Below are 23,147 nucleotides of genomic sequence, written 5' to 3'. Positions count from 1 at the left end.
TTTGAAGGTTATGAAAAGAAATATATTTTTATTGTTTGTCATGGTGTTTTTCTGCGGGGCGTGTGCTGACTTTTTGGATATGCCTCCTAAAAATACGAAAGTAGTTTATACTATCAGTGATGTCCGGGATGCTATGTCCACGTTGTTGTTCGCGACAACATCCTCGAGTTATTGCAAGGGATACGTGAGTAATGGTGTACGGTTTAATGATGAATACGTGCAGTACCCGTTCACGAGGCGTAATAATGTATCGTCCATTTTATACACGAACGATTTGGATATGGTTAATTTCCTTTTTGACGATTTTGCCAATCCTGCCCGCGGTGGTCAGAATTTTGTAAAGGAATACGGGGAGATTAAGAACTGGGAAGGATATTTATTTCCAAGTGAGCTATGGAAGGAGGTCTTTGTTTCTATCGGGTACATCAATATGGTGTTGAAAGATTTGGAGAATGTGCCGGATTATAATAAAACGGATGGCGAGAGGATATCGGGAGAAGCGAGGGTGATCAGAGCTTATTATTTACTTCGGTTGAATCAGTTGTTTGCTCCATATGACAAAAACGAGTACGGTATCCCCTTTAATTTTGATGCTGATGTGGTTCAAGGCGGGAAAAGATGGAAACAGACGGATTTGTACGCGAAGTTAATCGGGGAGATTATGGATGTTCTGGCGTATGAAACAGTGCCTGACGAAGCTTGGAATATATTTTTTAATAAAAGGATAATATACGCTATTCTCGCTCAAACATATCAATTTAAAGCAGAGTCTTGTGCGGCGGAAGATGATGATTGGAGTAAGGCGGAATATTACGCGAAGGAGGCTAGAAAAAATGAACGTGTAGAAAATACGGTAGACGAACAATTCGAGTTGACGACGGTTCCTTTCGGGAAAGGTACGACGAAACCGCATAAGTTCGCTTTATTGCGTTTCGCGATATACGCTTACGGGGGGAATGATTACGCTCCATGGGGAAGACCGGAACAGTTGTTGGTACAATGTCCTTCCGAGGAATTGTACGGCTTGTATGATGCGAATGATATCCGTCGCGAAGTTTATTTCAAGGAGATTGATGGTAAAATATACGTGACGAGGTGGCAGGCGACGGATGATCATAGCGCTAACGATGTGCATGTTTTATTCCGTTATTCCGATTTGATGTTGATTGAAGCGGAAGCTCTTGCCCGTCAAGGGAAAGATGGGGCGCTGGAATTACTGAACGAGTTCAAGCGTAGCAAGATTCCGGGATACACGGGGTATACAGGTAATGACGTGATCGGTGAGATTCTGAAAGAACGTCGTAAGGAGTTCGCTTACGAGGAGCAGATGAATTGGCTGGATATGAAACGGACAGGGGTAAAAGTTACGCGTCAGGCAAAAGACGAGGCGACGAATGAAGTGAAAACGTACACTTTGGAAAGTGACGATTACAGGTACACGTTCCCACTACCTGCCGATTACGAGTTGATGTACAATAATATACCCCAGAATCCGGGTTGGAAGTAATAAATGTAAATGAGAATATTATGAGATATATAATCGTTTTTTTAATCACGATGTTGTTTTTGACCTCGTGTGAAAAAGAAGAGAGTGTGATTTTTGATTTGAATATTTCACCGGATGAAATTTCAAGAATCGAGTTACGCGGGGATCATAAGACGTTAGTGCCTAACGGAGTCAATAAGATGGGTTTCCGTACTTTCGTGTATGCCAAGAGAAAGGTGATGGCGTATGGTCGGGATGAAGACACGAAAGAATTTTACGGGAAAGAGATCGAGGAAGAGTTTTTGGTTCCTTCGGATCAGTTACCGGCGGACTACGTGAAAGTGTATGACGGGAATGGTAAGGTGGTGGAAGGTAATTATTATTCCACGACGACGGATGCCCCGGGGACGGTGTTACAATTTTACGCGAAAGGGGGAAATCTTGAAAGTAATCGGTTGGATATCACGATTCGGGAGTTGCCGGACGAGAGTTACGAGGAGATCGTGATTCCGGTTGTTTTCCATATACTCGTGCCTCCTGCCACGGCTGCTCCCGGTTATGATTTGAGCGTGGAATTTTTGGAAGGGCAACTTCAACGGGTGTCCGATGCTTTTAACCGGAAGATCACGACAGACCCGAATGCCGGAAACGCGAAGGTCGTGTTTAAATTGGCGACCTATGATTACAACGGGTTGAAAATGCAGGAACCCGGAAAGAATATCGTGGATATTTCGGCAGCCGATTTCACGGCAATGGGAACTTCCTCCACGAAGACTACCCAGTATTTGGCCTATATTTTGAATAAGAAGAAAACGCTTATCTGGGACCCGAATAAGTATATGAATATCTGGGTCGCGAGATTCACGACTTCGACTTCAACGACGGGTGCTTCGACGTCGTACAGGATGTTGGCTCCTTCGGTGATACATTCCGACTATGATTTGGAATCTATCCCGGGATTGACCATGAAACATATGGATAGTTTCACGGTAAATGATGTAACGGATTGTCGTGATGTCGGATTTATGGTGAATTTGGCGGCTTTGTTGTCCCCGTCAACAGTGCAAGGGAAGAATGAATTTAGTCTGGCAACTCCGGTGGCGGAGTATTTCGGGATACTTCAGACGAGGTGTGACAAGTATAGTTATTTGAACCCGGATGGGGATAGCGACTATTGTCCGGATACTTATAGTTTTGACTATGGTTATTATCCCACTGTTTATAAAGGAAATAATCTGGACGGTCAACCGGAGAATGATCCGACCCGTCCCATGGAGTATTTCACGTCCTTTAATGTGCTGGATATGTATAGTTACAAGAATTCTCTCTCTGTCGATCAAGTGAAAAGGTTGAGAATGGTACTGGAGCGATGTCCTTCCCGTTGGGCTTACAAGTCCGATTGGGCATTTACCGGGGGAGATTGATGTATTTTTAGGAGGTATTGATAGTTGAGATTTGAACTCTCTCCGTCGGCTTAGCTGACGGAGAGAGTTTTTAGGAATAATTTGTTGCCGGAATAGTACTTTCGGGTGTTTACAACTGTCTTTTATTTGATGTGATTACCGTGTATTAAAACAGATGTATGATGAGAAGAATATCTTTTATTGTTTTTTGTTTGAGTTTATTGTTCGGGTGTGGTGAACAACAGAAGTTTATCGTTTTGGGAGAGGTTGATGGAATGGAGGGGGATACACTTTTTCTTGCGGCTCGAAATATTGAAGGCCAATGGGATACGTTAGGTGTGGCGGTTGTCGAGTCCGGGATATTTAGATTTGAAGGGAGTGTCCCGCGGCCTTTAATTGCACAAGTACAAGGGAAATCAAGACGTCAGGTGTTGCCTTTGTTTTTGGAGAATCAATCTTTTCATATTTATTTGAATAAGGGGCAATTCGAGCAATCGGAAGTGAACGGGGGCGGGCTTCAGAAGAGTTATAATGAATTTATGATGCAAAAGGCGGATATATATAAAGAGATGCCCGAGTTGGAAAAGGCTTTTGCAGAGGCACGAAAAGCGGGGGAGCGGGAGACTTGTCGGCAGTTGATAGAAAGAAATGATGAGTTGGATTCTATTTACGGGGAAAGTGAATTCCGTTTTTTGAAGGAACAAGGGAATAGCTTACCCGGATTGTATGTCGTGTTCAAACAGAACCCGAGAATGAGATTCGAGCGATTGAAGCCGATGTATGATTTATTGAGTGACGAGATGAAGGATACTCCTTACGGGAAGATTATCACTCAACGTTATTTGGATGCGAAAATAACAGCGAAGGGGGAAATAGCTCCCGATTTTACATTACTGACACCGGAAGGGGATTCGTTATCTCTTTATTCGGTGAAAGCGAAGGTGAAAATACTGGATTTCTGGGCATCGTGGTGTGGACCTTGCCGTGCGGAGAATCCTAATATGGTGGCAATATATCACGAGTTCAAGGAGCGGGGATTGGAAATTATCAGCGTGTCATTGGATTCAAACCGGGAGGCTTGGTTGAAAGCGATCAAGGAAGACGGCTTGACGTGGAGGCACGTGTCGGACTTGAAAGGTTGGCAATCGTCTGCTGCACAGTTGTATAAGATTAGTGCGGTTCCTTCTGTTTTCGTGTTGGATGCTACCAATAGGATTGTGGGGAGTTACGTGAGAGGGGAAAATATAAGGACTTGTGTACAAGGTTTATTATGAGGTACTTGGCATGGAAATATTGAACGCAAAAAACGAACGATTAATGAGTTTCAAAATTATCTAATTTTTAAACATTATCCAAGAAGCTTGGATTTTTTTTCTATCTAATTATCAATGTTTACGAGTTCTGTCCGGAAGATTAAGAATATCTCTTTTTTTAGCTCATTAATCGTTCGAATATTTATCTAAAAAGAGAGGATTGTGCCGGATAGAGCGGACATTGAAATTGTAAATGATATAAAGAAAGGGAGTGTTGCTGCTTTCCACGAGTTGTATTCCCGTTATTCCGATATGGTTTATCGGAATATTCTCGCTCGTGTAAATAATTCCTTTGATGCGGATGATATTTTTCAGGAGTTTTTTATACAAGTATGGGAGAAAAGGAGTTCTTTTCTGGTTACTTCTTCCGTGAAGGGTTATCTTTTGATTTGGTTGAGAAATCATATACTTAATTCAATAAAACAGGAACAGGTGCGTGATAAGTATCAGGGAAAATGCGCACCGGAGGAAACAGACGATTACACGTGGGTAAAGATTGTATCAGAAGATTTGAACGAGAATATACGACGGATTGTGTCGGGTTTCCCGTCCCGGCTACAATGCGTGTATATGCTTCGTCACGAACAAAATTTATCCATAAAAGAGATTGCCGAGAAATTATCAGTTTCGGAGCAAACTATTAAAAACCAGTTAGGTGATATACTTCATAGACTTCAACATGAAGTGAGACAGAAAAATTTTTTATTTTCTTTTTAGTACTTTTTGCTCCCCGGAACTGTCTTATAGGAAAAGAAGGTGAAAAATGGGGACAAAAGAAATATATGATCTTTTAAAAAGATACAGGGAGCATCAATGTACGCCTGAAGAAGAAGAACAGGTTATGCGTTGGTATGATCAATTCAATGATGATGTCGAGAACCTGCCGGAAATACCCGAAGGTAAATTAGCCCAATTGTGGTATTTCATTCATCGAAGGATAAGCAATATCACCCAAAAGCGTCGTGTACTTGTATCTTCTCGATATGCCGCGGTGATTGCCATATTATTTATCGTGGGGGCGGGTGTATTTTATTTTAACGAAACACGGAAACAAGAACAACCGGGGTTAGCAAAACAGGATATATTACCGGCAAGAGGAATCGCGGTGTTGCGATTGAGTGACGGTCGGGAAGTACCTTTGGATAAAGTGTCTATTATCCGGGATAAAGAGGGTGCGATGATTAAGAATGATTCTTTGCAGATATTGGATTACACTTTAGCAGAAAAAAGATCGGAACTCCTTTATAATACGATCACTGTACCCGCGGGAGGGGAATACCGGGTACTTTTGTCCGATGGGTCGAGCGTGCGATTGAATTCTTGTTCTGCGTTGACTTATCCGGTAGCTTTTGCGGGGGATGTGCGGGAAGTGAAATTGACGGGGGAGGCTTATTTCGATGTGGCTAAATCGGATAAACCTTTTATCGTGAATACCGCGAATATTGATGTACGGGTACTGGGTACTTCTTTTAATCTTTCCGATTATACGGCGGATCATGAGGCTTCAGTAACATTGGTTGCCGGGAAAGTATCCGTGCGGGGACGTGATGAACAAAAAGAGTTTAATATTACCCCGGGAATGAGGTTTGAATATAATAAAGAGAACAAGCAGGTAAAGTTGGAAGAGGTTGATCCGGAGCTTTATATTTCATGGATGTTGGGGATTTTCAAATTTGAGGATATGCGTTTGGAGGATATTATGGTCAAACTGAATCGTTGGTATGATTGCAGCGTGGCTTATGAGGATAGTACATTGCAGAATTTACGTTTTACAGGAGCCGCGGAAAAAGATCGCTCGGCAAGTTATTTACTTGAATTGATAGAAACAATTACGGATGTGAAATTCGAAATAAACGGAAAGAATATTTTAGTAGAACATAAATAAAAACAGGGAGCTCTCACCCTCCCTGTCTTTATGGATAACAACATTCACGCAAAAGTTTACCAGACGATGTACGTGAATGAGTCATGAACTTTAATTACAAATGTATGAAAAAAAAATGGATCAGTAAAATTTTGAGGTACATGCGAAATCTATTTTTATTATTATTGATTTCAGCCTCTAGTGTTTGGGGTAAAGATTGTTATTCCCAAGGGGCACAGGAGATTTTCAATGTGAAGAGCGGGACGATCGAGTCTATCTTTAAACAAATTAAAAAGCAGAGTCATTACGAGTTTTTTTATAATACGTCAATTTTAGACGTGAAAAAGAGTGTTGCGTTGGATGTGCAAAACGGAACATTGGACGAAATTCTTGAACAGGTTTTGGGGGATAAGTACGTGTATCAAGTGAAAGATAATTATATCTTGATCTCGGAAAGAAAAATGACGATACCCGATGAGGTGAAAAAGATCATCATAAAAGGTATCGTGAAGGACAAGAAAGGTGAAACATTACCGGGTGTATCCGTCGTGTTGAAAGGGACTACGGTCGGTGTGGCTACAGATGTAAAAGGTGAGTTTACGTTGACTATACCGGAGCGGGATTCTATCGTGTTGCGCTTTTCTTTTATCGGGATGAAGATAAAAGACGTGGTTTATAAAAAGCAGGATAAGCCGATCGTGGTTATTCTTGAAGAGAGTGCAACGGAGATGGAGGAAGTGGTGGTAACCGGTTATCAAGAGATCAAGAAAGAGCGGATGACGGGATCGACGGAAACGATAACGTCAAAGGATATTATGAATAAAGGATATACCAGCGTGGAAGAAATTTTAAAAGGTACTATGGCGGGTGTGACTACGATGAGTATATCCGGGCGTCCGGGAGCACAGGCTCAAATTCGTATCCGGGGTATAAACTCTTTGACCGGAAGTTCCGATCCGATGTGGATTGTTGACGGAATGCCTTTACAGGGGGATGTGCCTGAGGTTAGCATGGGGGGAACCGAATTTCAGGAAACGGTGTTGACCAGTGGTATCGGGAATATATCCCCGGATGATATCGAGAGTATTACCGTGTTGAAGGATGCCGCCGCCACGGCTATTTATGGTGCCCGTGCCGCGAATGGAGTGATTGTTATTAAAACAAAACGAGGGACTGTCGGGCAGTCTTACATCAATATTCAAGCAGCCTACGGGTTAAGCGAGGCCCCGGAGAATCGATTGGTGATGATGAATTCCCGGCAGAAAGTTGATTTCGAGAGAAGCATTTACGAGGATTTTTCTTCTTATAATTTGAGTGGTCGTGTGCAACAATTACTTCGTAATGCGGATAACGGAATCATCGGTCGGGCAGAGGCAGAAGCTGAAATTGAGAAGTTAAGCAAGATTAATACGGATTGGTTTAAAGAAATTTTCCGGGTTGCTCAAACTCAGAATTATAGTGTGACGCTTTCGGGTGGAAATGAACGGACGCAGTATTACGGAAGTCTTTCCTACATGACACAAGAAGGCGTGATGCCGAATAATAAATATGAATCGGTGGGTGCTTCACTAAATTTCACGCATGATTTCAACAAATGGTTACGGATTTATTTTGACGTCAGAAGTTCATTACGTAATGACCGTAGTTCCGCATCTGCCGTGAATCCTCTGCGATATGCCACGTATGCCAATCCGTATGAACGTCTTTATGATGAAAACGGGGATTACGCGTATGATAGAAGTTACACATCAGAATTGAGTACTGTTCGTGACGGGTATTTATATGATTTCAATATTCTCAAAGATTTGAACGAGAACACGAATAAGACTCGTTATTTAAGTAACCAGTTGAATCTTAAACTAGAATTTAAGATTATCGAGGGACTGATGTTTTCAACAATGGGAACATTGTCAAATTCAAACAATCATATGATGTCCGAACTTTTGCCCGGATCGTATACTTCCAAATTAACTTCATGGGTAAAAAATATATACGACAATGAGACTCCGGATTATCTGAATAAAGGTAAACTCTCCGAGTCTACTTCCCGTTCTCAAGGGTGGACCATTCGGAATCAGTTGACTTATGCACGAGGCTTTTCTGACAAGCATTACGTGAATATATTACTCGGGCATGAAGTGTCTTCCCAGAAAGGTTATAGTTTTGCCAGCATGATTCCGGAGTGGAATCCGACATACGGTATTGCTACATATCCGGATTTGACAGGTGTAGAAATTAGTTCGAAAGTGTCTTTCACGAGTTTAGGGAGCCATCGCGAATCACAGGACAGAAGCGTTTCTTTCTTCGCCACGGGATCTTATAGTTATGAAGATCGTTATATTGTTGCCGGTTCGGCACGTTTGGATGGTGCGGATATTATCGGGACAAAAAATCGTTTCTCTCCGCTATGGAACGTGAGTGGAAAATGGAATTTGCATAACGAATCTTTCATGGAGGACGTGTGGTTTGTGAATCAATTGTCCCTGAGGGCTTCTTATGGATTTACCGGAAGCATTGACCGGAATGCATTGCCATTTTCACTTATGAGTAGAAATTATTCGGCTTATTATTATGATGGGATGGAGCTAATGGATGAATACATACCGGGTAATCCTTCGATCAAGTGGCAACGGAAAGAAGATCGTAATTTCGGATTCGATGCTTCGCTGGTAAATAACCGGATCAATGTAAGCGTGAATTATTATAATAATGATACAAGGAATTTATTGGATGACAAGATGCTGGGGTATTCGTCCGGGAAAAAGAGTATCAAGGCAAACGTGGCATCGTTGAGAAACACGGGTTGGGAGTTTTCGCTTAAAACATTGAATATCCGAACGGATGATTTTAGCTGGACGACTTCTTTTAATTTCGCAACGAACAAAAATGTTGTGACAGAAACTTATTACAAGAGTGTGGATGAATTGCCCGTGAGCGTACATTCCAATATGAGCTATTTGTATAGTTTATATATAGAGGGAGAATCGGTATCTGCGTATTATGGTTTTAAATACGCTGGAGTGGATCCGGCAACAGGAGGAGCTTTAGCGTATATTGATCGTTTGGATGAAGAAGGGAACCAGTTGGGGAGTTTGTACAAGGACGGACGCTACGTGGTGAATATGGATGCAAATCCGACGGGGCAGGAGAAAATGTTATCCAGAGTATTTTTGGGTGAAAGTTATCCGCCTTATACGGGTGGTTTCAGTACTTCATTTACTTATAAAAGCCTCAGCCTTTCTGCTAATTTTTCCTTTATGGCAGGTCATCTTATTCAATCATTCCAAAGTATGACAAGTGGCGGAGATATTTATGCTACTTCACAGAATGTGTTAGCGCTGGAAGCTAACCGATGGAGAAAACCGGGAGATGTTACAGATAAGCCTAAATATCAGGAGAGTAATTCTTCTTATTTATATGATATCTACGATTTTAGATTTGAAAAAGGGAATTATCTGAAATGCACGAATATTTCTTTGGGTTATAATCTTTCCCCTCGTCTTTGTTCTTTGTTGCGTTTGACGCGAATGCGTTTGAATTTTAACGTGTCTAATGCCTTTACATTAACTAAATACAGGGGAATAGATCCGGAAAATAATGGTGCATTCGGGTATCCTAGTGCAAGAAAATATAATCTGTCAATTTCTATTGGTATATAAAATCAAAATGATTATGAAGAGAATATTATTATTTATATTGACAATAGGTCTTTGTATGACCGGATGTAAAGATTTTTTGGATATGCCGCCAAAAAATGTAAAAGTTATTTATACGACAGAAGACGTGAAAGAGGCTATGAGTTTGTTCTTGTATGCAACGGCAAATTCAAATGCAGGTGGCTATAATCAAATGGTAAGTTATAACCTTGTTTATTATGCGGGAGGAAGAATTATTTATCCTTTTTCCAGATACGTGAATATCTGTGCGGCAATGGCATCGGATGATGTTGAGATGTTGGGGTTTGTAAACCAAAATACGGATAGTCCAGCCCGTGGAGGATATACTTACAGGAATGAGTTTAGTGAAATTAGAAATTGGGAGAGTTATCGGTTTGCGAATCAGACATGGAAGGCTACTTTTCTGGCGGTGGGATATTTGAATAATGTGCTGAATGATTTGAGTAAAGTTCCGGATTATGACAAAACAGAACACGAAAGGATTTCCGGGGAAGCGAGAGTGATTCGGGCATATTATCTTTTTAGACTAAATGCTCTTTTTGCTCCTTATGACAATAATAATTATGGTATTCCGATGACGTTTGATGCCGAAGTGACTAGCGGTAGTGCCAGATGGAAGCAAACAGATATTTACAAGACTTTGATTCATGAATTGACGGAAGTATTGGAATATGAAACTGTGCCTAAGATTTCGTGGAATATATTCTATAATGAGCGAATTATTAAAGCAATTTTGGCGCAAATTTATCAATATAAAGCAGAATCATGTGCCGGAGAACCCGATGATTGGAGTAAGGCGGAAACTTATGCACGAGAAGCTCGTGATGGGGCACGGATTGAAAATACAGTAGATGAACAAAAAGAGTTAAATTACGCTCCGGCAGATCAAGCTTATTATACGTTGGATAAACCTCACCAATTTGCCTTGTTAAGAATCGCTCACCCGGGAGACGGGGGAAATAATTACGCTCCTTGGGGTACACCCTCTGATCCGCAACAAAGGGTAAACCCGGAATTGTTTGCGATGTATGATGCAGAAGATATTCGTGTTTCAGTTTTTTTCAAAATTATAAATAACACTCCTTATTGGGTGAAATTGCAGAGTCGCGGAAGTGTAGATGTATGTAGTGAAACCCATCCTTTGTTTAGGTATTCGGATTTACTTTTGATTGAAGCCGAGGCTAAGGCTCGTCAAAACGCTCCGGAGGCTCTTTTACTGCTGAATGAATTTAAGAGTAGTAAGATTCCGGGGTATGCGGGATTCCAAGGAAGTAATGTATTGGATGAGATTTTGCGGGAACGGCGTAAAGAGTTTGCTTTAGAGGAACAAATGCGGTGGTTGGATATGAAACGTTTGAGGGTGTCTGTAACTAGAGAGGCTTTGGATGACGATAATATGTCGCAATTCTATACATTGGAAGCGAATGATTACCGATATGCACTACCTATTCCGGAGGAAGCGGAATTGATGTATAATAATATTTCTCAAAACCCGGGTTGGCCGGCAAGTAAAGAAGATTAAATTGTTGTGATATGAAAAAGATTTTACAATATATATTAATATCGATTCTTTTTTGTGCTTGTGCAAAAGAGGAAACTGCAATTTTGGATTTTGAAGCATCTGTAGATGATATTTCAAGGATCGAGTTACGAGCAGATCATAAAACACTTTTGCCTAACGGGGAGGCAAAAATGGAATTTTATCCATTTGTTTATGGTAAAAAGAACGTGATGAAGTATGAGAGAAATGAAGAAGGAGAGTATATTTCCGAAATGGTTGAGGAAGAGTATCTGATCCCGGATGACCAATTACCAAAGGGATGTGTTAAGGTATATGATCAAGCAGGGAACGAAATAAAAGAGAATGTCTATTCTACGATAACAGAAAATCCGGGAACAGTTTTAAATTTTTATGCGAAGGCAGGTGCGATTGAAAGTAATCGTTTGGCAATAACAGTTCGAAATTTGCCGGATGAATCATACGATGAAATTGTTGTGCCGGTGGTATTTCATATGTTGTTACCTCCCGCATCGGCCGGTCCGACGTATGACATTTCTCAAGAATATATGGAAAAAGTTTTGGAAGAGGTAAATAATATTTTTAATAAACGGATAACAACAGATCCGAACGGCGGGAATGTGAAATTGACATTTAAATTAGCGGTTTATAATCCTTCCGGAATGAAATTGCAGGAAGCGGGAAAGAATGTAATAAATTTGTCCGCTTCAAATATAAAATATATCGAGGACGAAAGTTCAAGTTCAAGTAATTTGTCCACGGGCTATAACAAATTTATTGTACGGTATAAAAGTACATGTATTTGGAACCCCCAAAGGTATCTGAATATCTGGTTGACTAGATTCTCCACGAATACAAGTGAATACGGTACATATTCTTATAAAATGGCTGCCCCGACAGATATATATTCAGATTATGAAGCGACATCTATTCCCGGTCTATCTTTAACAACAAAGGATGAATTTACGGCATCTGATGTGGTAAGTTGTTTGGACATTGGGGTGTTGATAAATTATATGACATTTTTGAATCCTTCTGTACAGGGAACAAATACTTTTACTTTAGCGACAGTGTTAGGAGGGTATTATGGATTGATGTTTACAGATCAGAATCAAAATGATGATTGGGTTGATGGAGATAATGATTTTTGCGAGGATACTTATTATTTCTATAGTGATTATTCTTCAAGTGTTTATAAGAATACGCGGTTGTATAGAGAAGATGCTGAAGGTATATATGACTGGTTTACATCATTTAATGTGATGGATTCATATAGCCGTAAGAATTCCGTAAGTGTAGATCAAGCATTACGAATGCGTATGGTATTAGAACGCTGTCCCTCTCGTTGGGCTTATAAATCTGAATGGGCGTTTACCGGGAAGTAATAATTTTAATAGTGTGTGTGAATCTCCCTCCTGTTTATTTGACAGGTTGGGAGATTTTTTGTTCGGAAAACACTCAGTATGTCATACCAAATAGCCATAGCGGGATTTTATTCCCGAAGCCGATTTCGGCATTGTCAAATGCGATGTAGCTATCGGGGATATCTTTGATTTGATTATATGTTTTATTTTTACCCCCTATTTCAAAAGTGTAGGTATCATCAATGATAAAGTCTCCCTTGGGAGGGATATTTAAATGGTGCAGGACATTCATTTGATTGGCAAAAAAAGTTTCCCGTTTGTTGCCGTCATTGATATTGGAACTTGTTAGGGCATATAACAGGTTTGTATTGTCGAGATAGATTTTTTCAGGTTTGTTTAAAGAATTCATCCCTTTTTGGGAAGACGAGATCATTTTTATTAACCTCGCTTTTTCTAGGAAGCCAAGATATTTGATCGTGGATGCCCTGTTCGTTTCTATTTCAGAACTGAGAGAGGTCATGTTAGGACAGAATGGAACGAGGGACGAAATGATCATCAACATCTTTTTGAGTTTCAATAGAGTCGTGTATTCTATATTCTCGATGGCGGGTAGATCGTTATCTAAAATAGTATTCACGATGTTTTGCAGGCGCAGGGAGTAATTTTTGACATTCTCTTTGTAGAACGGATAGTATCCATGTTTCAAGTAATCGTCAAACAGGGGGAGGATCTTGATTTCTGACGTGATTCTGGAAGCGATGTTCACGTGGTCGTTTAGAATTTCCGGTAAGGAAAGAACCGGATAGTTAATGTCTTTCTCGAAATTCAGGTATTCCCGCAACGAGAGACCGTGAAGGTGATAGTGAATGGCTCTTCGGGAGAGGTCTGCATTCGATTTGTATATTTCCAGTATGGAAGAACCTGTGAACACGATATGTAATTCGGGATAACTGTCATAAATATTTTTTATCTCGATAGACCAGTTCGGGTAACGGTGTACTTCGTCGAGGAATAGATGAGTTCCCCCGTAAGCGTGGAATTGTTCGACAAGATCGACGAGAGAATTCTTGGAAAACCAGATATTGTCGAGACTCACGTACATCGCTTTGTTCCTGTCCGGAAAATTCATTTTGATATGTTGCAACAAGAGTGTCGTTTTTCCAGTCCCGCGGGCTCCTGTGATGCCAATCAAGCGATCTTGCCAGTCGATTTCGTCGTATAGATACCGACGATATTTGACGGGTGTTGAATCTACCAACCGAGTGTAATTCCGAACAAGTGTTTCCATGATAAATTTGTTTTTTGCAAATATATAAAATTGTACCTTCAAAAGAACGTTTTTGGGCATAAATTGTTCCTTTGAAGGTACAGTTTTAATGTGATAACGGTGTTATCGAGTATAAAAATCTATTTGCTTCTTAATCGCACGGGTGCAAACCGGACAGAAGTCGTTGCCGGACAGGGTGTTCATCAGGCAGTCGGGAACGGGACGGTAGACTCCTTTTTCAACGTAACCTCCGCCTTCATAGACACCGAGTTTTTTCAGGTTTTGGCGATCGATAGGAGTCGGGACCGGGGTATCCTTGTCGAGCATGTCTTTCCATTTTTTGTTGAAATTGACAAGGGTGGTTAAGTTGGGTTCCCAAGGTTCGACGCCTTTGGGGTACATGTCGTTGTAAGAACTGCCGATTTCGACATATTCGTCGCCCAGACCGGCAAAAAGATGTCCGAACTCGTGGACGTAAACTTTGGCGGCGTGCAGGTTACCGTTGATGCTGATGCCGTAGTGATTGTAAATAGCGCCTCCGCCGTATTTCTGGGTATTGGCTATGATATAAATAAAGTCGTAAGGCACATTGGCGGCAAGGTCCCGTAGGCTTTTGTGATCGTAAGTCATGATATACCGTTCGGAATCGAAGGTATAGAATGACGAATTCAATATCGTGTTTTTCCAGATGTATTCACCGGGGATGTCAACGCCGGATTCTTGTGAAGGGGCGAGTACGGCACGGACGTTAAAGCGGTTGCGATTCTCTTTATAAGGGGAGAAACTGAATAACCCTTCCACGAAGCGTTGGCAATCTGCTTTGAATTGTTCCATTTCTTCCGCGGTGTATCCTTCGGGAAGAAGTACGATGTCTACTTTATGGGCGGGGTTGCCGGTGTAGAGCACGTCGAACGTGGGGTATTGTAAGCGACGATCCTTTTTGATAAAATAGCTGTCAACATCCACGGCGTATTCGAATTTCTTCACGAGTTTGCCTTTCTTGTTCCGGCTACATATCTCGATGCGAACGTCATTTTTCGGGAAGGGCATCACGACAGTTTCCAGACAACAACGGCGTGTTATCTTCGCCTCGTCGGTGGTTTGCCATTCGCCGAAAAGGGTGCAGTACCCGCGGGAATAGATAAGTTGGTTAGTGGCTGCGTCGTACACGTTCACGTAGTAATTCCCGTAGAACATGGTGTCAATTAAATTAACCTTAGAACCACCCCAGTAGGGTTCTTCGAGAAGTTCCTCGAAATAAATTTCTTCATTCTGACTATCGCCACAATGGGCATAATCCATGCGTAATGTTTTGTTGTGGAAATACTTGTCGAATTGAGCCCACGAGAAGTTCGCTTGTAAGAGTAATACTATGCAGGCGATAAGAGTTATTCCTTGTTTCATAGACTTGTTATTTTATAGTGATTGTTTTACTGCTTTATTCCTTGTAATATACCCGTTTTACGCGGTGGGAAATACCCGTGAGAATTTCATAAGGGATGGTTCCCAATTGTTCCGCCAATTCGGTGACAGGGATGTGTTTCCCGAATATTTCCACTTCATCACCGATGGTGGCATCCGTGTCGGTGACGTCGATCATGCAGGTATCCATACAGATATTCCCGATGATGGGTACCCGTTTTCCTTTCACGAAGACGTGTCCGACACGATTGCTCAAGTGGCGGTTCAGACCGTCGGCGTATCCCACGGTAATGACCGCGATACGGGAGGGACGGGTGGTAAAGCTTTTACGACCGTACCCGATGGATTGTCCTTCCGGTACTTCCCGGATAGAGGAGATGTATGTCTTGAAACTGCTCACGGGTTGGAGGGGGGCATTGGTGGCACTGATCCCGTGTAGTCCGATGCCGAGGCGCACCATGTCAAAATGGTATTGTGGAAAACGTTCGATACCTGCGGAGTTCAAGATATGACGCCATATCTTGTAATCGAATCGGGCTTGTATATGTTCCGTCATACGCTCGAATAACTGGATTTGACCGAGCGTGAATTTGTCGTGTATCGTTTCGTCACTTCCGGCGAGGTGCGAGAAGATCGACCGGATATAGACGGAGCGTTCCGAGCGGAAGAAGTCCAACAACCGGGGTAAATCTCTCTCGTCAAAACCGGAGCGGTTCATGCCCGTGTTTAGTTTGATATGCACGGGAAAACGTTTGATGCCGTGTTTTGCCAGTGAACGGTTGAAGTCTTCAAGAATATCCAAGGCATATATTTCCGGTTCGAGGTTGAACATGATCATATTGTCGAACGCCTCCCGTTCGGGATTCATCACGGCGATAGGAATGGTGATTCCCGCGGCACGTAATTCAATGCCCTCGTCCGCGAATGCCACCATGAGATAGTCCACCCGATGGTATTGCAATAGAGAGGCAATTTCCCGGGAGCCGCTTCCGTACGAGAACGCTTTCACCATGACGGCGATGTGCGCGTCGGTCAGGGAACGGAAATGATTCAGGTTATGAACCATGGCGTCCAGATCGACTTCCAGTATCGTACCGTGGGATTGTTTTTGCAGGAATCCGGCGATAAACTCGAATTGGAATACCCGTGCCCCCTTAATCAGAATGACCTGATCTTTGAAATTCTCCCGTTCTTCTTGGCGCAGGAAATGTTCCGTGTCCTCGTAAAAGCGGGAATTGGGGGCGAAGTCATGGCGGTGGTCACTTAAATGTTTCCCGATACCGATAAATAGTGAAACATTGGCTTGTCGTAGCGTTTCGGCAATGGAAGGATATAAATCGTCGGCTTCTTTGCCGGAATCCATGAAATCGGAAAGGATGACTACCCGTTCTTTCGAGGTGTCTTGTGTAGCCAGAATGTTTAAGGCTAACTGAAACGAGGAAGGATCCGAGTTATAGTAGTCATTCACGAGCGTGCAATTGTTGATGCCTTCCTTGATTTCAAGGCGCATGGCTATTGCCGAGAGTTGTGCTACCCGGGAAGCGATGACTTCGGGAGCGTATTTTTTCAGCAGTAAAACGCAGACCGCGTTCATGCAGTTCTCGAGTGAAGCGATGTCGGCGAACGGGATGTCAAGAATAAACGACTGTTGCCCGTGTGTAACTTTCACTTCCCGGTGGTCGGGAGCCATATTCACGGTTTGCACTTGTACGTCGGCTTCAATTTCTTCGCTCCACGTGAAGAATGAAGTGGTGGTTGGTACTTGTGTGCGGATGAATTGCATGACATTTCCCGCTTGTCCGATCACCCACCGGCACGTGGTGAACAGGCGGGCTTTTTCTGCCAGTTTCTCTTCCCGGGAAGAGAAATTCTCGTCGTGGGCATCACCCAGATGCGTGAATATCCCGATATCCGGACGAATCATATGTTGGAGTCGTTGCATTTCTCCCTTTTGGGATATACCTGCCTCGATAATGGCGATGTCTGCTTTCGTGTCGATTCCCAGCAAAGAGAGCGGTACGCCGACTTGCGAGTTGTAACTTCGGGGGCTGCGATACACGGTGTGGTCGTTAGCCAATAATTGATACAACCACTCTTTCACGACTGTTTTGCCGTTGCTTCCCGTGATGCCGATAACCTCCGCCCGTGATTGTCTGCGATGATAGGCGGCCAATTGTTGTAGGGCGGTCAGGACATCTTTGACAATGATGAAATTCGCTTCCGGAAGATGGTCGAATTCCGTCCGGTATTCACTGATGACGAAAGCCCTTATTCCGTCAGAGTAAAGCGTTTGTATGTAATCGTGACCGTTGTGGTTATTCCCTTTTAGTGCAAAGAACAGCGTGTGTTCCGGGGTGATTATAGAACGGCTGTCAATGCTGTATTCCGTGATTTCGACCGGAATACCTTGTCGTAATTCTCCTTGTACGATGTCGGCAATCTCTTTCATAATTGAAAATTGAAAATACACCAACAAAGCTACTTATTTTAGATTTTAGATTTTAGATTTTAGAGGGGAAAATTTCTAGCGTTCGTGTAGGTGCATGAATGGGCTTCAATTAGAGTAATGGGGCGAAAAGACGGGCGAGGGATTCGCGGATTTTATCTCTTTTCGGACGGAATTTCCATTGATGGAGGCTGACTTCGTGGCTTCCTTTCAAGTCGTTGAGGAAGTCGGACCCGAGTTGGCGGCTGACGTTACGGTCGTAGAGGATGAGGTTGACCTCGAAATTTTGCTCGAAGCTGCGGATGTCCATGTTGGCGGTACCGACGGAGGACACGAGCCCGTCCATGACGATTACTTTGCTATGGTTGAATCCTTTGCGATACTGGAATACCCGGACGCCGGCTTCCAGCAGTTCTTCGATATAGGAACGGGTGCACCAGTAGGTCAGCAGGGAATCCGATTTGTACGGTATCATGATACGGACATCGACTCCGCTCATGGCGGCGGTTTTTAGCGAGTTGATGGTGGTTTCCCCCGGCATGAAATAAGGCGTGGAGATGAAAACGTATTTTTTCGCCATGTTGATAAGCGTGAAATAAGCCTGTTGGATGGAAGTCCAGTCGCTGTCGGGTCCGGAAGCCACGGTTTGAATCACCACGTTGCCGTCCGCCTTTTTGTTCGGGAGGTATTCCGCCTTGTTCAGTAGAAGTTCCTGCCGCACGAAATACCAGTCGAAAAGGAACACGACTTGAAGCGAGGTAACGGCTTCTCCTTTGACTTTCAGATGGGTGTCGCGCCAGATTCCTATGCCGGGTAACCCGTACAGGTAACGGTCCGCGAAGTTCAGACCGCCTATGAATCCGGTGTCACCGTCAATGACGATGATCTTGCGGTGATTGCGGTAGTTTGCCTTGTTGGTGAACAAGGGAAAACGCACGGGAAGGAACGGGTAAACCTGTATGCCTGCTTCCCGCATTTCACGGATATAGCTTTTGGGTAATTGCCATGAACCTACGTCGTCGAAAATCACTCTGACCTCAACGCCTTCTTTCGCTTTTTGGATTAAGAGGCTCTTCAATTTGTCGCCGAGTTCTCCTTTCTCGATGATATAATATTCAAGATGGATGTATTTTTTAGCTTTGGCTATGGCTTTGAAAATAGAACCGAAAGTTTCTTCCCCGTTGTTCAGAATCTCTGCCGTGTTGTTGCGGGAGAGAAGTGCTTTGCTGTTATTGAGGAGCAAGGTCATCAAGGGCTTCACGGCTTCCATGTCGGCTTTCTTTAGTAGTTCGGCTTTCTGGATGCGTTGTTTTTGGTCTTCGCTCATGTACTGCAACCACTTGAAGTCACCTAATCCTTTCATGGAGAACATCTTGACCTTGCGATAGTTCATGCCGAAATAGATATAGAACAATAACCCGAAACCGGGTGCGAGCACGAGCACGAGTATCCACGCCAGAGTACGTACCGGATTTCTGTTTTCCAGTATAATCGTGTAAATGATAGCCAAAATAGCCAATATATATAACACGACACCCACGTCCGCCACTATGTTTACCCAGTTCGCCAAATTAATTTTCAATTTTCAATTTTCAATTTTCAATTAAACCGTATCTTTGTTTTATGAATACGATGTTTAATTTACAGCAATACGCATTACAGGAACTAAAAGATACCTACAATGAGCATGAAATAAAATATTTGTGTTCACATCTTTTTTGTAAGATGTTGCATTGTACAAATATAGAAATACATCTTAATAAATACGAATTATTGGAGAAAAGGTTTGTTGATAATTTTGTGGCGATGGTGGCGGAATTGAAGACAAACAAACCGGTTCAGTACGTGTTGGGAGAAACAGAGTTTTTGGGTGTTGATATTCAGTTGAATAACGAAACGTTGATTCCGCGTCCCGAGACGGAGGAGTTGGTGATGTGGGTTGCTGGAAGTGGTTTACGCGTGGGGGCCAAGGTACTCGACGTGGGAACCGGAAGCGGATGTATTATTATAACCTTGGGTAAAATGATACAGGGATTGGAGTTGCATGGTGCGGATATTTCCGCGGAGGCAATCCGTCAGGCGAGAGAGAATGCCCGGATAAACGGGGTAGAGGTGCATTTCTATGAAAGGGATATTTTGCGGCATGAAATGTGGGATTGGCCGGATTTTGACGTCATCGTGAGTAATCCTCCTTACGTACGAATTTCGGAGAAAGCTTTGATGCATGAGCGGGTGTTGGGGTATGAGCCGCATCGGGCGCTTTTCGTGGCGGATGAAGACCCGTTGGTATTTTATCGGGTAATAGCGGAATTCGGGCGTTCGCGTTTGAAATCCGGAGGACTCCTGTTTTTCGAGATCAATGAGGCTTTCGGGAAAGAGATGCTCGATTTACTTTCGGGTATGGGATACCGGGAAGTGGAGTTACGGAAAGATATTCATGACAGGGACAGGATGATAAAAGCGAAATGGACGAAGTGATTCAATGATTTACGATTTTAAATTTGATTAAGTGGACGCGAAGAAGGCTTTAAATATAGTGGCGGGGCAATGCAGTAAGAAAGAATATTGCAGTGCTGACGTGTTGGCTAAATTGCGGCGTTGGGAGTTGCCGGAGAAAGATATCGCAGAGATTATGGCATTTCTGGTGAAGAATAGATTTTTGGATGATACCCGTTTTGCCGAGGCCTATGCCCGGGATAAGTTCCGTTTTAATCGCTGGGGAAAACTGAAGATCGCGCAAATGCTGCGCCGGAAACAAGTTGCAGATAGTGTTATTGGGCAAGCGCTTGCCGCGTTACCGGAGGAAGATACGGATGCCACCTGTATGGAGTTATTGCGTCAGAAGAACAAGAGTATAAAGGACGAGGAGCCTTATAAGCGAAAAGCTAAACTCATTCGTTTTGCCCTGAGCCGGGGCTTCGAGTACGAAACGGTTAACCGGTGTTTATCCCATCTCGCTCACTTTCTCTAGGGCGTCCATGTCCGTGATCTTGATTTGCTTGCCGGAGAGTTCCACGATACCTTCCGAGGCAAAGTTGGATAGCGTGCGGATGGCATTGGAGGTGGTCATGTTCGACAAGTTGGCGATATCTTCCCGCGAGAGGCAGATTTTTAACGTGCTGTTGTCATCCTCGAACCCGTAGGTATCTTTCAGCACGAGTAGGGCTTCTGCCAAACGCCCGCGGATGTGCTTTTGGGTGAGGGTTACCGTGCGACGGTTGGAGAATCCCAAGTCCGTGGCAAGTGCCCGGATAACGTTCATGGCAACATCCGAGTTGCTGCGCACGATACCGAATACCAGTTCGGTTTTCATGATACAGACGATAGAATCTTCAAGGGCTTCAGCCGAGGCAATATGGTTTTCCTCGGCGAAGAAAGCCCGATAGCCGATGAAACCCACGGGCTTTGCCATGCGAACGATTTGTTCCCTGCCGGCGATTCCTTTTTTCATGATCTTGGCTTTTCCGGTGATAAGACAAAGCAACCCGAAAGGTTTATTGCCTTCCTCGTATATCAGATCGCCTTTCCGATACATTTTGCAAATGGTGGTCTGGCGAATGATACTTTTACTGCTTTCGTCAAGATTGGCAAAAAGAGAGTTGGGACTGTCAATGCAAATGTTGCAATATTTTTTATGTAATTCTTTGTCTTTAATCGTTCTCATGGCTTGTTCTTTGTCTGTCGTTTACAATTTAGCTGTGAGTGGCATCCGACGCCCGCTTCCGAAGGATTTCTTGCTTACTTTGAGGATCGGGGGACACTGTGCCCGCTTGTATTCGTTGCGATTTACCAGCGCGAGAGTCTTCTCCACGAGCGCGGGGGCGAATCCTTGTTTGATGATATCTTGCTTGGATTGATTGTCTTCGATGTATAATTTTAGAATCGCGTCCAGAATATCATATTCGGGGAGCGAGTCTTGATCTTTTTGAGCGGGATGGAGTTCTGCCGAGGGGGCTTTTGTGATGGTGTTTTCGGGTATGAGTTCCCGTTCCCGGTTGATATATCGGGACAGTTTGTACACTTCGGTTTTATACACGTCGCCTAACACGGAAAGAGAACCGCACATATCCCCGTACAAGGTGCCGTAGCCAACAGCAGCCTCGCTTTTGTTCGAGGTGTTGAGCAAAATATGCCCGAATTTATTGGAGATTGCCATCACGAGTGTTCCCCGGATACGGGCTTGCAGGTTTTCTTCCGCCACGTTGAACGGTGCGTCTTTAAAGACGGGTTGCAAGGTGGAAAGGAATGCGTCGTATATCTCTTTTATCGCGAGAGTTTCATGTGCTATTCCCAGATTCCTCGCCAAATCGACGGCATCCTTCACGGAATGGTCGGTTGAGAAGCGGGAAGGCATCAGTATGCCTAACACGTTTTCTTTCCCGAGTGCCTCGACTGCTAACGCGGCAACGAGAGCGGAATCAATTCCGCCGGAAAGACCTAAAACGGCTTTGCTGAACCCGTTTTTACGGAAGAAATCCTTGATGCCCGACACGAGAGCGTCATGAATCAGTGCGATAGAATCCCGTGCAGCCTCTTTTACCGGGGCGAGGTTTTCCAAAGCGTTGGTATCGATGAGTATGAAATCTTCATCAAAGGCGGCTCCTTTGGTTACAAGTACGCCTTTTTTGTTGAAAACGAGAGTGTTCCCGTCGAATATGATAGAGCTGTTGGCTCCCGTGTGATTTAACGCTATCACGGGGCATTTGTGCTCCCGGGCGATGGAAGAGAATACTTCTTTGCGATAGGCATAGCTTTCTGTGGTGAACGGTGTGGGGCCCACGTGAAGGATTAGCGTGTCGGTCTTTTCGATGACGTTTGATTCGTATTCGTCGAAAAGGACACGGATGTTTTGATTCATGTACCGCAAGGGAGAATTCGATTCGTCCGCAATAAAATAGCGGCTCTCGTCAAAAATATCGTAGTCGCTTAGCACGGTTTTGTTGACACCGCCCCGTACTTCACGGTCATACATGAAGAACATGGCGTTGTAAAGTACCCCGTCTTCCAAGTCGAGATTGGGGCAACCCACTAGAGCGGCGATATTTGTACATTGTCCGGCAATTTTTTCGATACTGATGCGACATTCATTCACGAAATATTCTTTCTCGAACAGGTCTTGCGGGTATGCACCGCATATCGCGTGTTCGGGAAACACGACCAGGTCTGCTTTTTTTGATTTCGCTTTTTGTATGGCGGCAATGATAAGGTCCCTGTTTTTGGAGATGTCGCCGATATGATAGTTTATTTGAGGTATTGCTATTTTCATTGTATCCTGCACGTTATATCCCTCGTGGGGATGGTTGATAAATTAAAATGATAACTCTTTGGCAGCTCACTTTGTTATTTGTCGCAAAAGTACGAATTTTGCACAAGATAATAAATAAGT

The 23,147-nt window shown here is 43.4% G+C and carries 16 protein-coding genes; 10 read left to right on the top strand and 6 right to left on the bottom strand.

Annotation, left to right across the window (positions count from 1 at the left end):
• Positions 1 to 10: 10 nt before the first annotated feature.
• From Q5866_RS07540 to Q5866_RS07505, 8 genes are all read left to right on the top strand, one after another.
• Positions 11 to 1,507, top strand: a complete 1,497-nt coding sequence (locus tag Q5866_RS07540; RefSeq protein WP_303179744.1) for a RagB/SusD family nutrient uptake outer membrane protein — start codon at positions 11 to 13, stop codon at positions 1,505 to 1,507.
• 20 nt (positions 1,508 to 1,527) lie between these two features.
• Positions 1,528 to 2,910, top strand: a complete 1,383-nt coding sequence (locus tag Q5866_RS07535) for a hypothetical protein (RefSeq protein WP_227216758.1) — start codon at positions 1,528 to 1,530, stop codon at positions 2,908 to 2,910.
• A gap of 158 nt (positions 2,911 to 3,068) precedes the next feature.
• Positions 3,069 to 4,163: a TlpA disulfide reductase family protein gene (locus Q5866_RS07530; RefSeq protein ID WP_303179743.1), complete on the top strand. Its 1,095-nt coding sequence runs from the start codon at positions 3,069 to 3,071 to the stop codon at positions 4,161 to 4,163.
• Between the two features lie 201 nt (positions 4,164 to 4,364).
• Positions 4,365 to 4,919, top strand: coding sequence for an RNA polymerase sigma factor (locus Q5866_RS07525; protein ID WP_186978247.1), 555 nt, complete (start codon positions 4,365 to 4,367; stop codon positions 4,917 to 4,919).
• Positions 4,920 to 4,965: 46 nt separating this feature from the next.
• Positions 4,966 to 6,087 carry a FecR family protein gene (locus Q5866_RS07520; RefSeq protein ID WP_303179742.1) on the top strand — a complete coding sequence of 374 codons (1,122 nt, stop codon included), beginning with the start codon at positions 4,966 to 4,968 and terminating at the stop codon, positions 6,085 to 6,087.
• Positions 6,088 to 6,227: 140 nt separating this feature from the next.
• Positions 6,228 to 9,725 carry a SusC/RagA family TonB-linked outer membrane protein gene (locus Q5866_RS07515; protein WP_303179741.1) on the top strand — a complete coding sequence of 1,166 codons (3,498 nt, stop codon included), beginning with the start codon at positions 6,228 to 6,230 and terminating at the stop codon, positions 9,723 to 9,725.
• A gap of 13 nt (positions 9,726 to 9,738) precedes the next feature.
• Positions 9,739 to 11,265: a RagB/SusD family nutrient uptake outer membrane protein gene (locus Q5866_RS07510; RefSeq protein ID WP_186978240.1), complete on the top strand. Its 1,527-nt coding sequence runs from the start codon at positions 9,739 to 9,741 to the stop codon at positions 11,263 to 11,265.
• Positions 11,266 to 11,276: 11 nt separating this feature from the next.
• Positions 11,277 to 12,647, top strand: coding sequence for a hypothetical protein (locus tag Q5866_RS07505; RefSeq protein ID WP_303179740.1), 1,371 nt, complete (start codon positions 11,277 to 11,279; stop codon positions 12,645 to 12,647).
• Positions 12,648 to 12,720: 73 nt separating this feature from the next.
• Here the strand turns inward: Q5866_RS07505 and Q5866_RS07500 are convergent, their stop codons facing one another.
• The 4 genes from Q5866_RS07500 to cls all read right to left on the bottom strand — a co-directional run bounded on the left by Q5866_RS07500 (position 12,721) and on the right by cls (position 19,343).
• Positions 12,721 to 13,914, bottom strand: coding sequence for an ATP-binding protein (locus Q5866_RS07500; protein WP_186978236.1), 1,194 nt, complete (start codon positions 13,912 to 13,914; stop codon positions 12,721 to 12,723).
• Between the two features lie 102 nt (positions 13,915 to 14,016).
• The gene (locus tag Q5866_RS07495; RefSeq protein WP_186978234.1) at positions 14,017 to 15,297 is read right to left on the bottom strand and encodes a M64 family metallopeptidase; all 1,281 of its coding nucleotides are present in this window, start codon (positions 15,295 to 15,297) and stop codon (positions 14,017 to 14,019) included.
• 34 nt (positions 15,298 to 15,331) lie between these two features.
• The gene (locus Q5866_RS07490; RefSeq protein ID WP_303179739.1) at positions 15,332 to 17,764 is read right to left on the bottom strand and encodes a bifunctional UDP-N-acetylmuramoyl-tripeptide:D-alanyl-D-alanine ligase/alanine racemase; all 2,433 of its coding nucleotides are present in this window, start codon (positions 17,762 to 17,764) and stop codon (positions 15,332 to 15,334) included.
• Positions 17,765 to 17,873: 109 nt separating this feature from the next.
• The gene (cls, locus tag Q5866_RS07485; RefSeq protein ID WP_303179738.1) at positions 17,874 to 19,343 is read right to left on the bottom strand and encodes a cardiolipin synthase; all 1,470 of its coding nucleotides are present in this window, start codon (positions 19,341 to 19,343) and stop codon (positions 17,874 to 17,876) included.
• 41 nt (positions 19,344 to 19,384) lie between these two features.
• Between cls and prmC the strand changes: the two genes are divergently transcribed.
• Together prmC and Q5866_RS07475 are read left to right on the top strand one after the other, a co-directional pair.
• The gene (prmC, locus tag Q5866_RS07480; RefSeq protein ID WP_303179737.1) at positions 19,385 to 20,239 is read left to right on the top strand and encodes a peptide chain release factor N(5)-glutamine methyltransferase; all 855 of its coding nucleotides are present in this window, start codon (positions 19,385 to 19,387) and stop codon (positions 20,237 to 20,239) included.
• A 31-nt stretch (positions 20,240 to 20,270) separates the two neighbouring features.
• On the top strand, positions 20,271 to 20,732 hold the full coding sequence (locus Q5866_RS07475; protein WP_303179736.1) for a regulatory protein RecX: 462 nt from the start codon (positions 20,271 to 20,273) through the stop codon (positions 20,730 to 20,732).
• On the opposite strand, the gene Q5866_RS07470 is transcribed toward Q5866_RS07475, so the two are convergent.
• Positions 20,706 to 21,425 (bottom strand): Crp/Fnr family transcriptional regulator, encoded by a 720-nt coding sequence (locus tag Q5866_RS07470; protein ID WP_186978209.1) that lies wholly within the window; start codon positions 21,423 to 21,425, stop codon positions 20,706 to 20,708. The genes Q5866_RS07475 and Q5866_RS07470 overlap by 27 nt on opposite strands.
• A 21-nt stretch (positions 21,426 to 21,446) precedes the next feature.
• Positions 21,447 to 23,027, bottom strand: coding sequence for an NAD+ synthase (locus Q5866_RS07465; RefSeq protein ID WP_303179735.1), 1,581 nt, complete (start codon positions 23,025 to 23,027; stop codon positions 21,447 to 21,449).
• Between the last annotated feature and the right edge of the window lie 120 nt (positions 23,028 to 23,147).

Origin of the sequence: uncultured Butyricimonas sp. (assembly GCF_959596855.1) — a bacterium.
Taxonomy (GTDB): Bacteria; Bacteroidota; Bacteroidia; order Bacteroidales; family Marinifilaceae; genus Butyricimonas; species Butyricimonas muris.
The sequence above is the reverse complement of the archived record's forward strand: the minus strand, read 5'-3'. Positions and strand labels throughout refer to the sequence as shown.

Bases quoted from the DNA above. Each gene is read 5' to 3' on its own strand.
- prmC (WP_303179737.1), top strand. From the start codon at position 19,385: ATGAATACGATGTTTAATTTACAGCAATACGCATTACAGGAACTAAAA.
- Q5866_RS07465 (WP_303179735.1), bottom strand. From the start codon at position 23,027: ATGAAAATAGCAATACCTCAAATAAACTATCATATCGGCGACATCTCC.
- Q5866_RS07495 (WP_186978234.1), bottom strand. From the start codon at position 15,297: ATGAAACAAGGAATAACTCTTATCGCCTGCATAGTATTACTCTTACAA.
- Q5866_RS07515 (WP_303179741.1), top strand. From the start codon at position 6,228: ATGCGAAATCTATTTTTATTATTATTGATTTCAGCCTCTAGTGTTTGG.
- Q5866_RS07530 (WP_303179743.1), top strand. From the start codon at position 3,069: ATGATGAGAAGAATATCTTTTATTGTTTTTTGTTTGAGTTTATTGTTC.
- Q5866_RS07520 (WP_303179742.1), top strand. From the start codon at position 4,966: ATGGGGACAAAAGAAATATATGATCTTTTAAAAAGATACAGGGAGCAT.
- Q5866_RS07500 (WP_186978236.1), bottom strand. From the start codon at position 13,914: ATGGAAACACTTGTTCGGAATTACACTCGGTTGGTAGATTCAACACCC.
- Q5866_RS07470 (WP_186978209.1), bottom strand. From the start codon at position 21,425: ATGAGAACGATTAAAGACAAAGAATTACATAAAAAATATTGCAACATT.
- Q5866_RS07505 (WP_303179740.1), top strand. From the start codon at position 11,277: ATGAAAAAGATTTTACAATATATATTAATATCGATTCTTTTTTGTGCT.
- Q5866_RS07535 (WP_227216758.1), top strand. From the start codon at position 1,528: ATGAGATATATAATCGTTTTTTTAATCACGATGTTGTTTTTGACCTCG.
- Q5866_RS07510 (WP_186978240.1), top strand. From the start codon at position 9,739: ATGAAGAGAATATTATTATTTATATTGACAATAGGTCTTTGTATGACC.
- Q5866_RS07540 (WP_303179744.1), top strand. From the start codon at position 11: ATGAAAAGAAATATATTTTTATTGTTTGTCATGGTGTTTTTCTGCGGG.
- Q5866_RS07490 (WP_303179739.1), bottom strand. From the start codon at position 17,764: ATGAAAGAGATTGCCGACATCGTACAAGGAGAATTACGACAAGGTATT.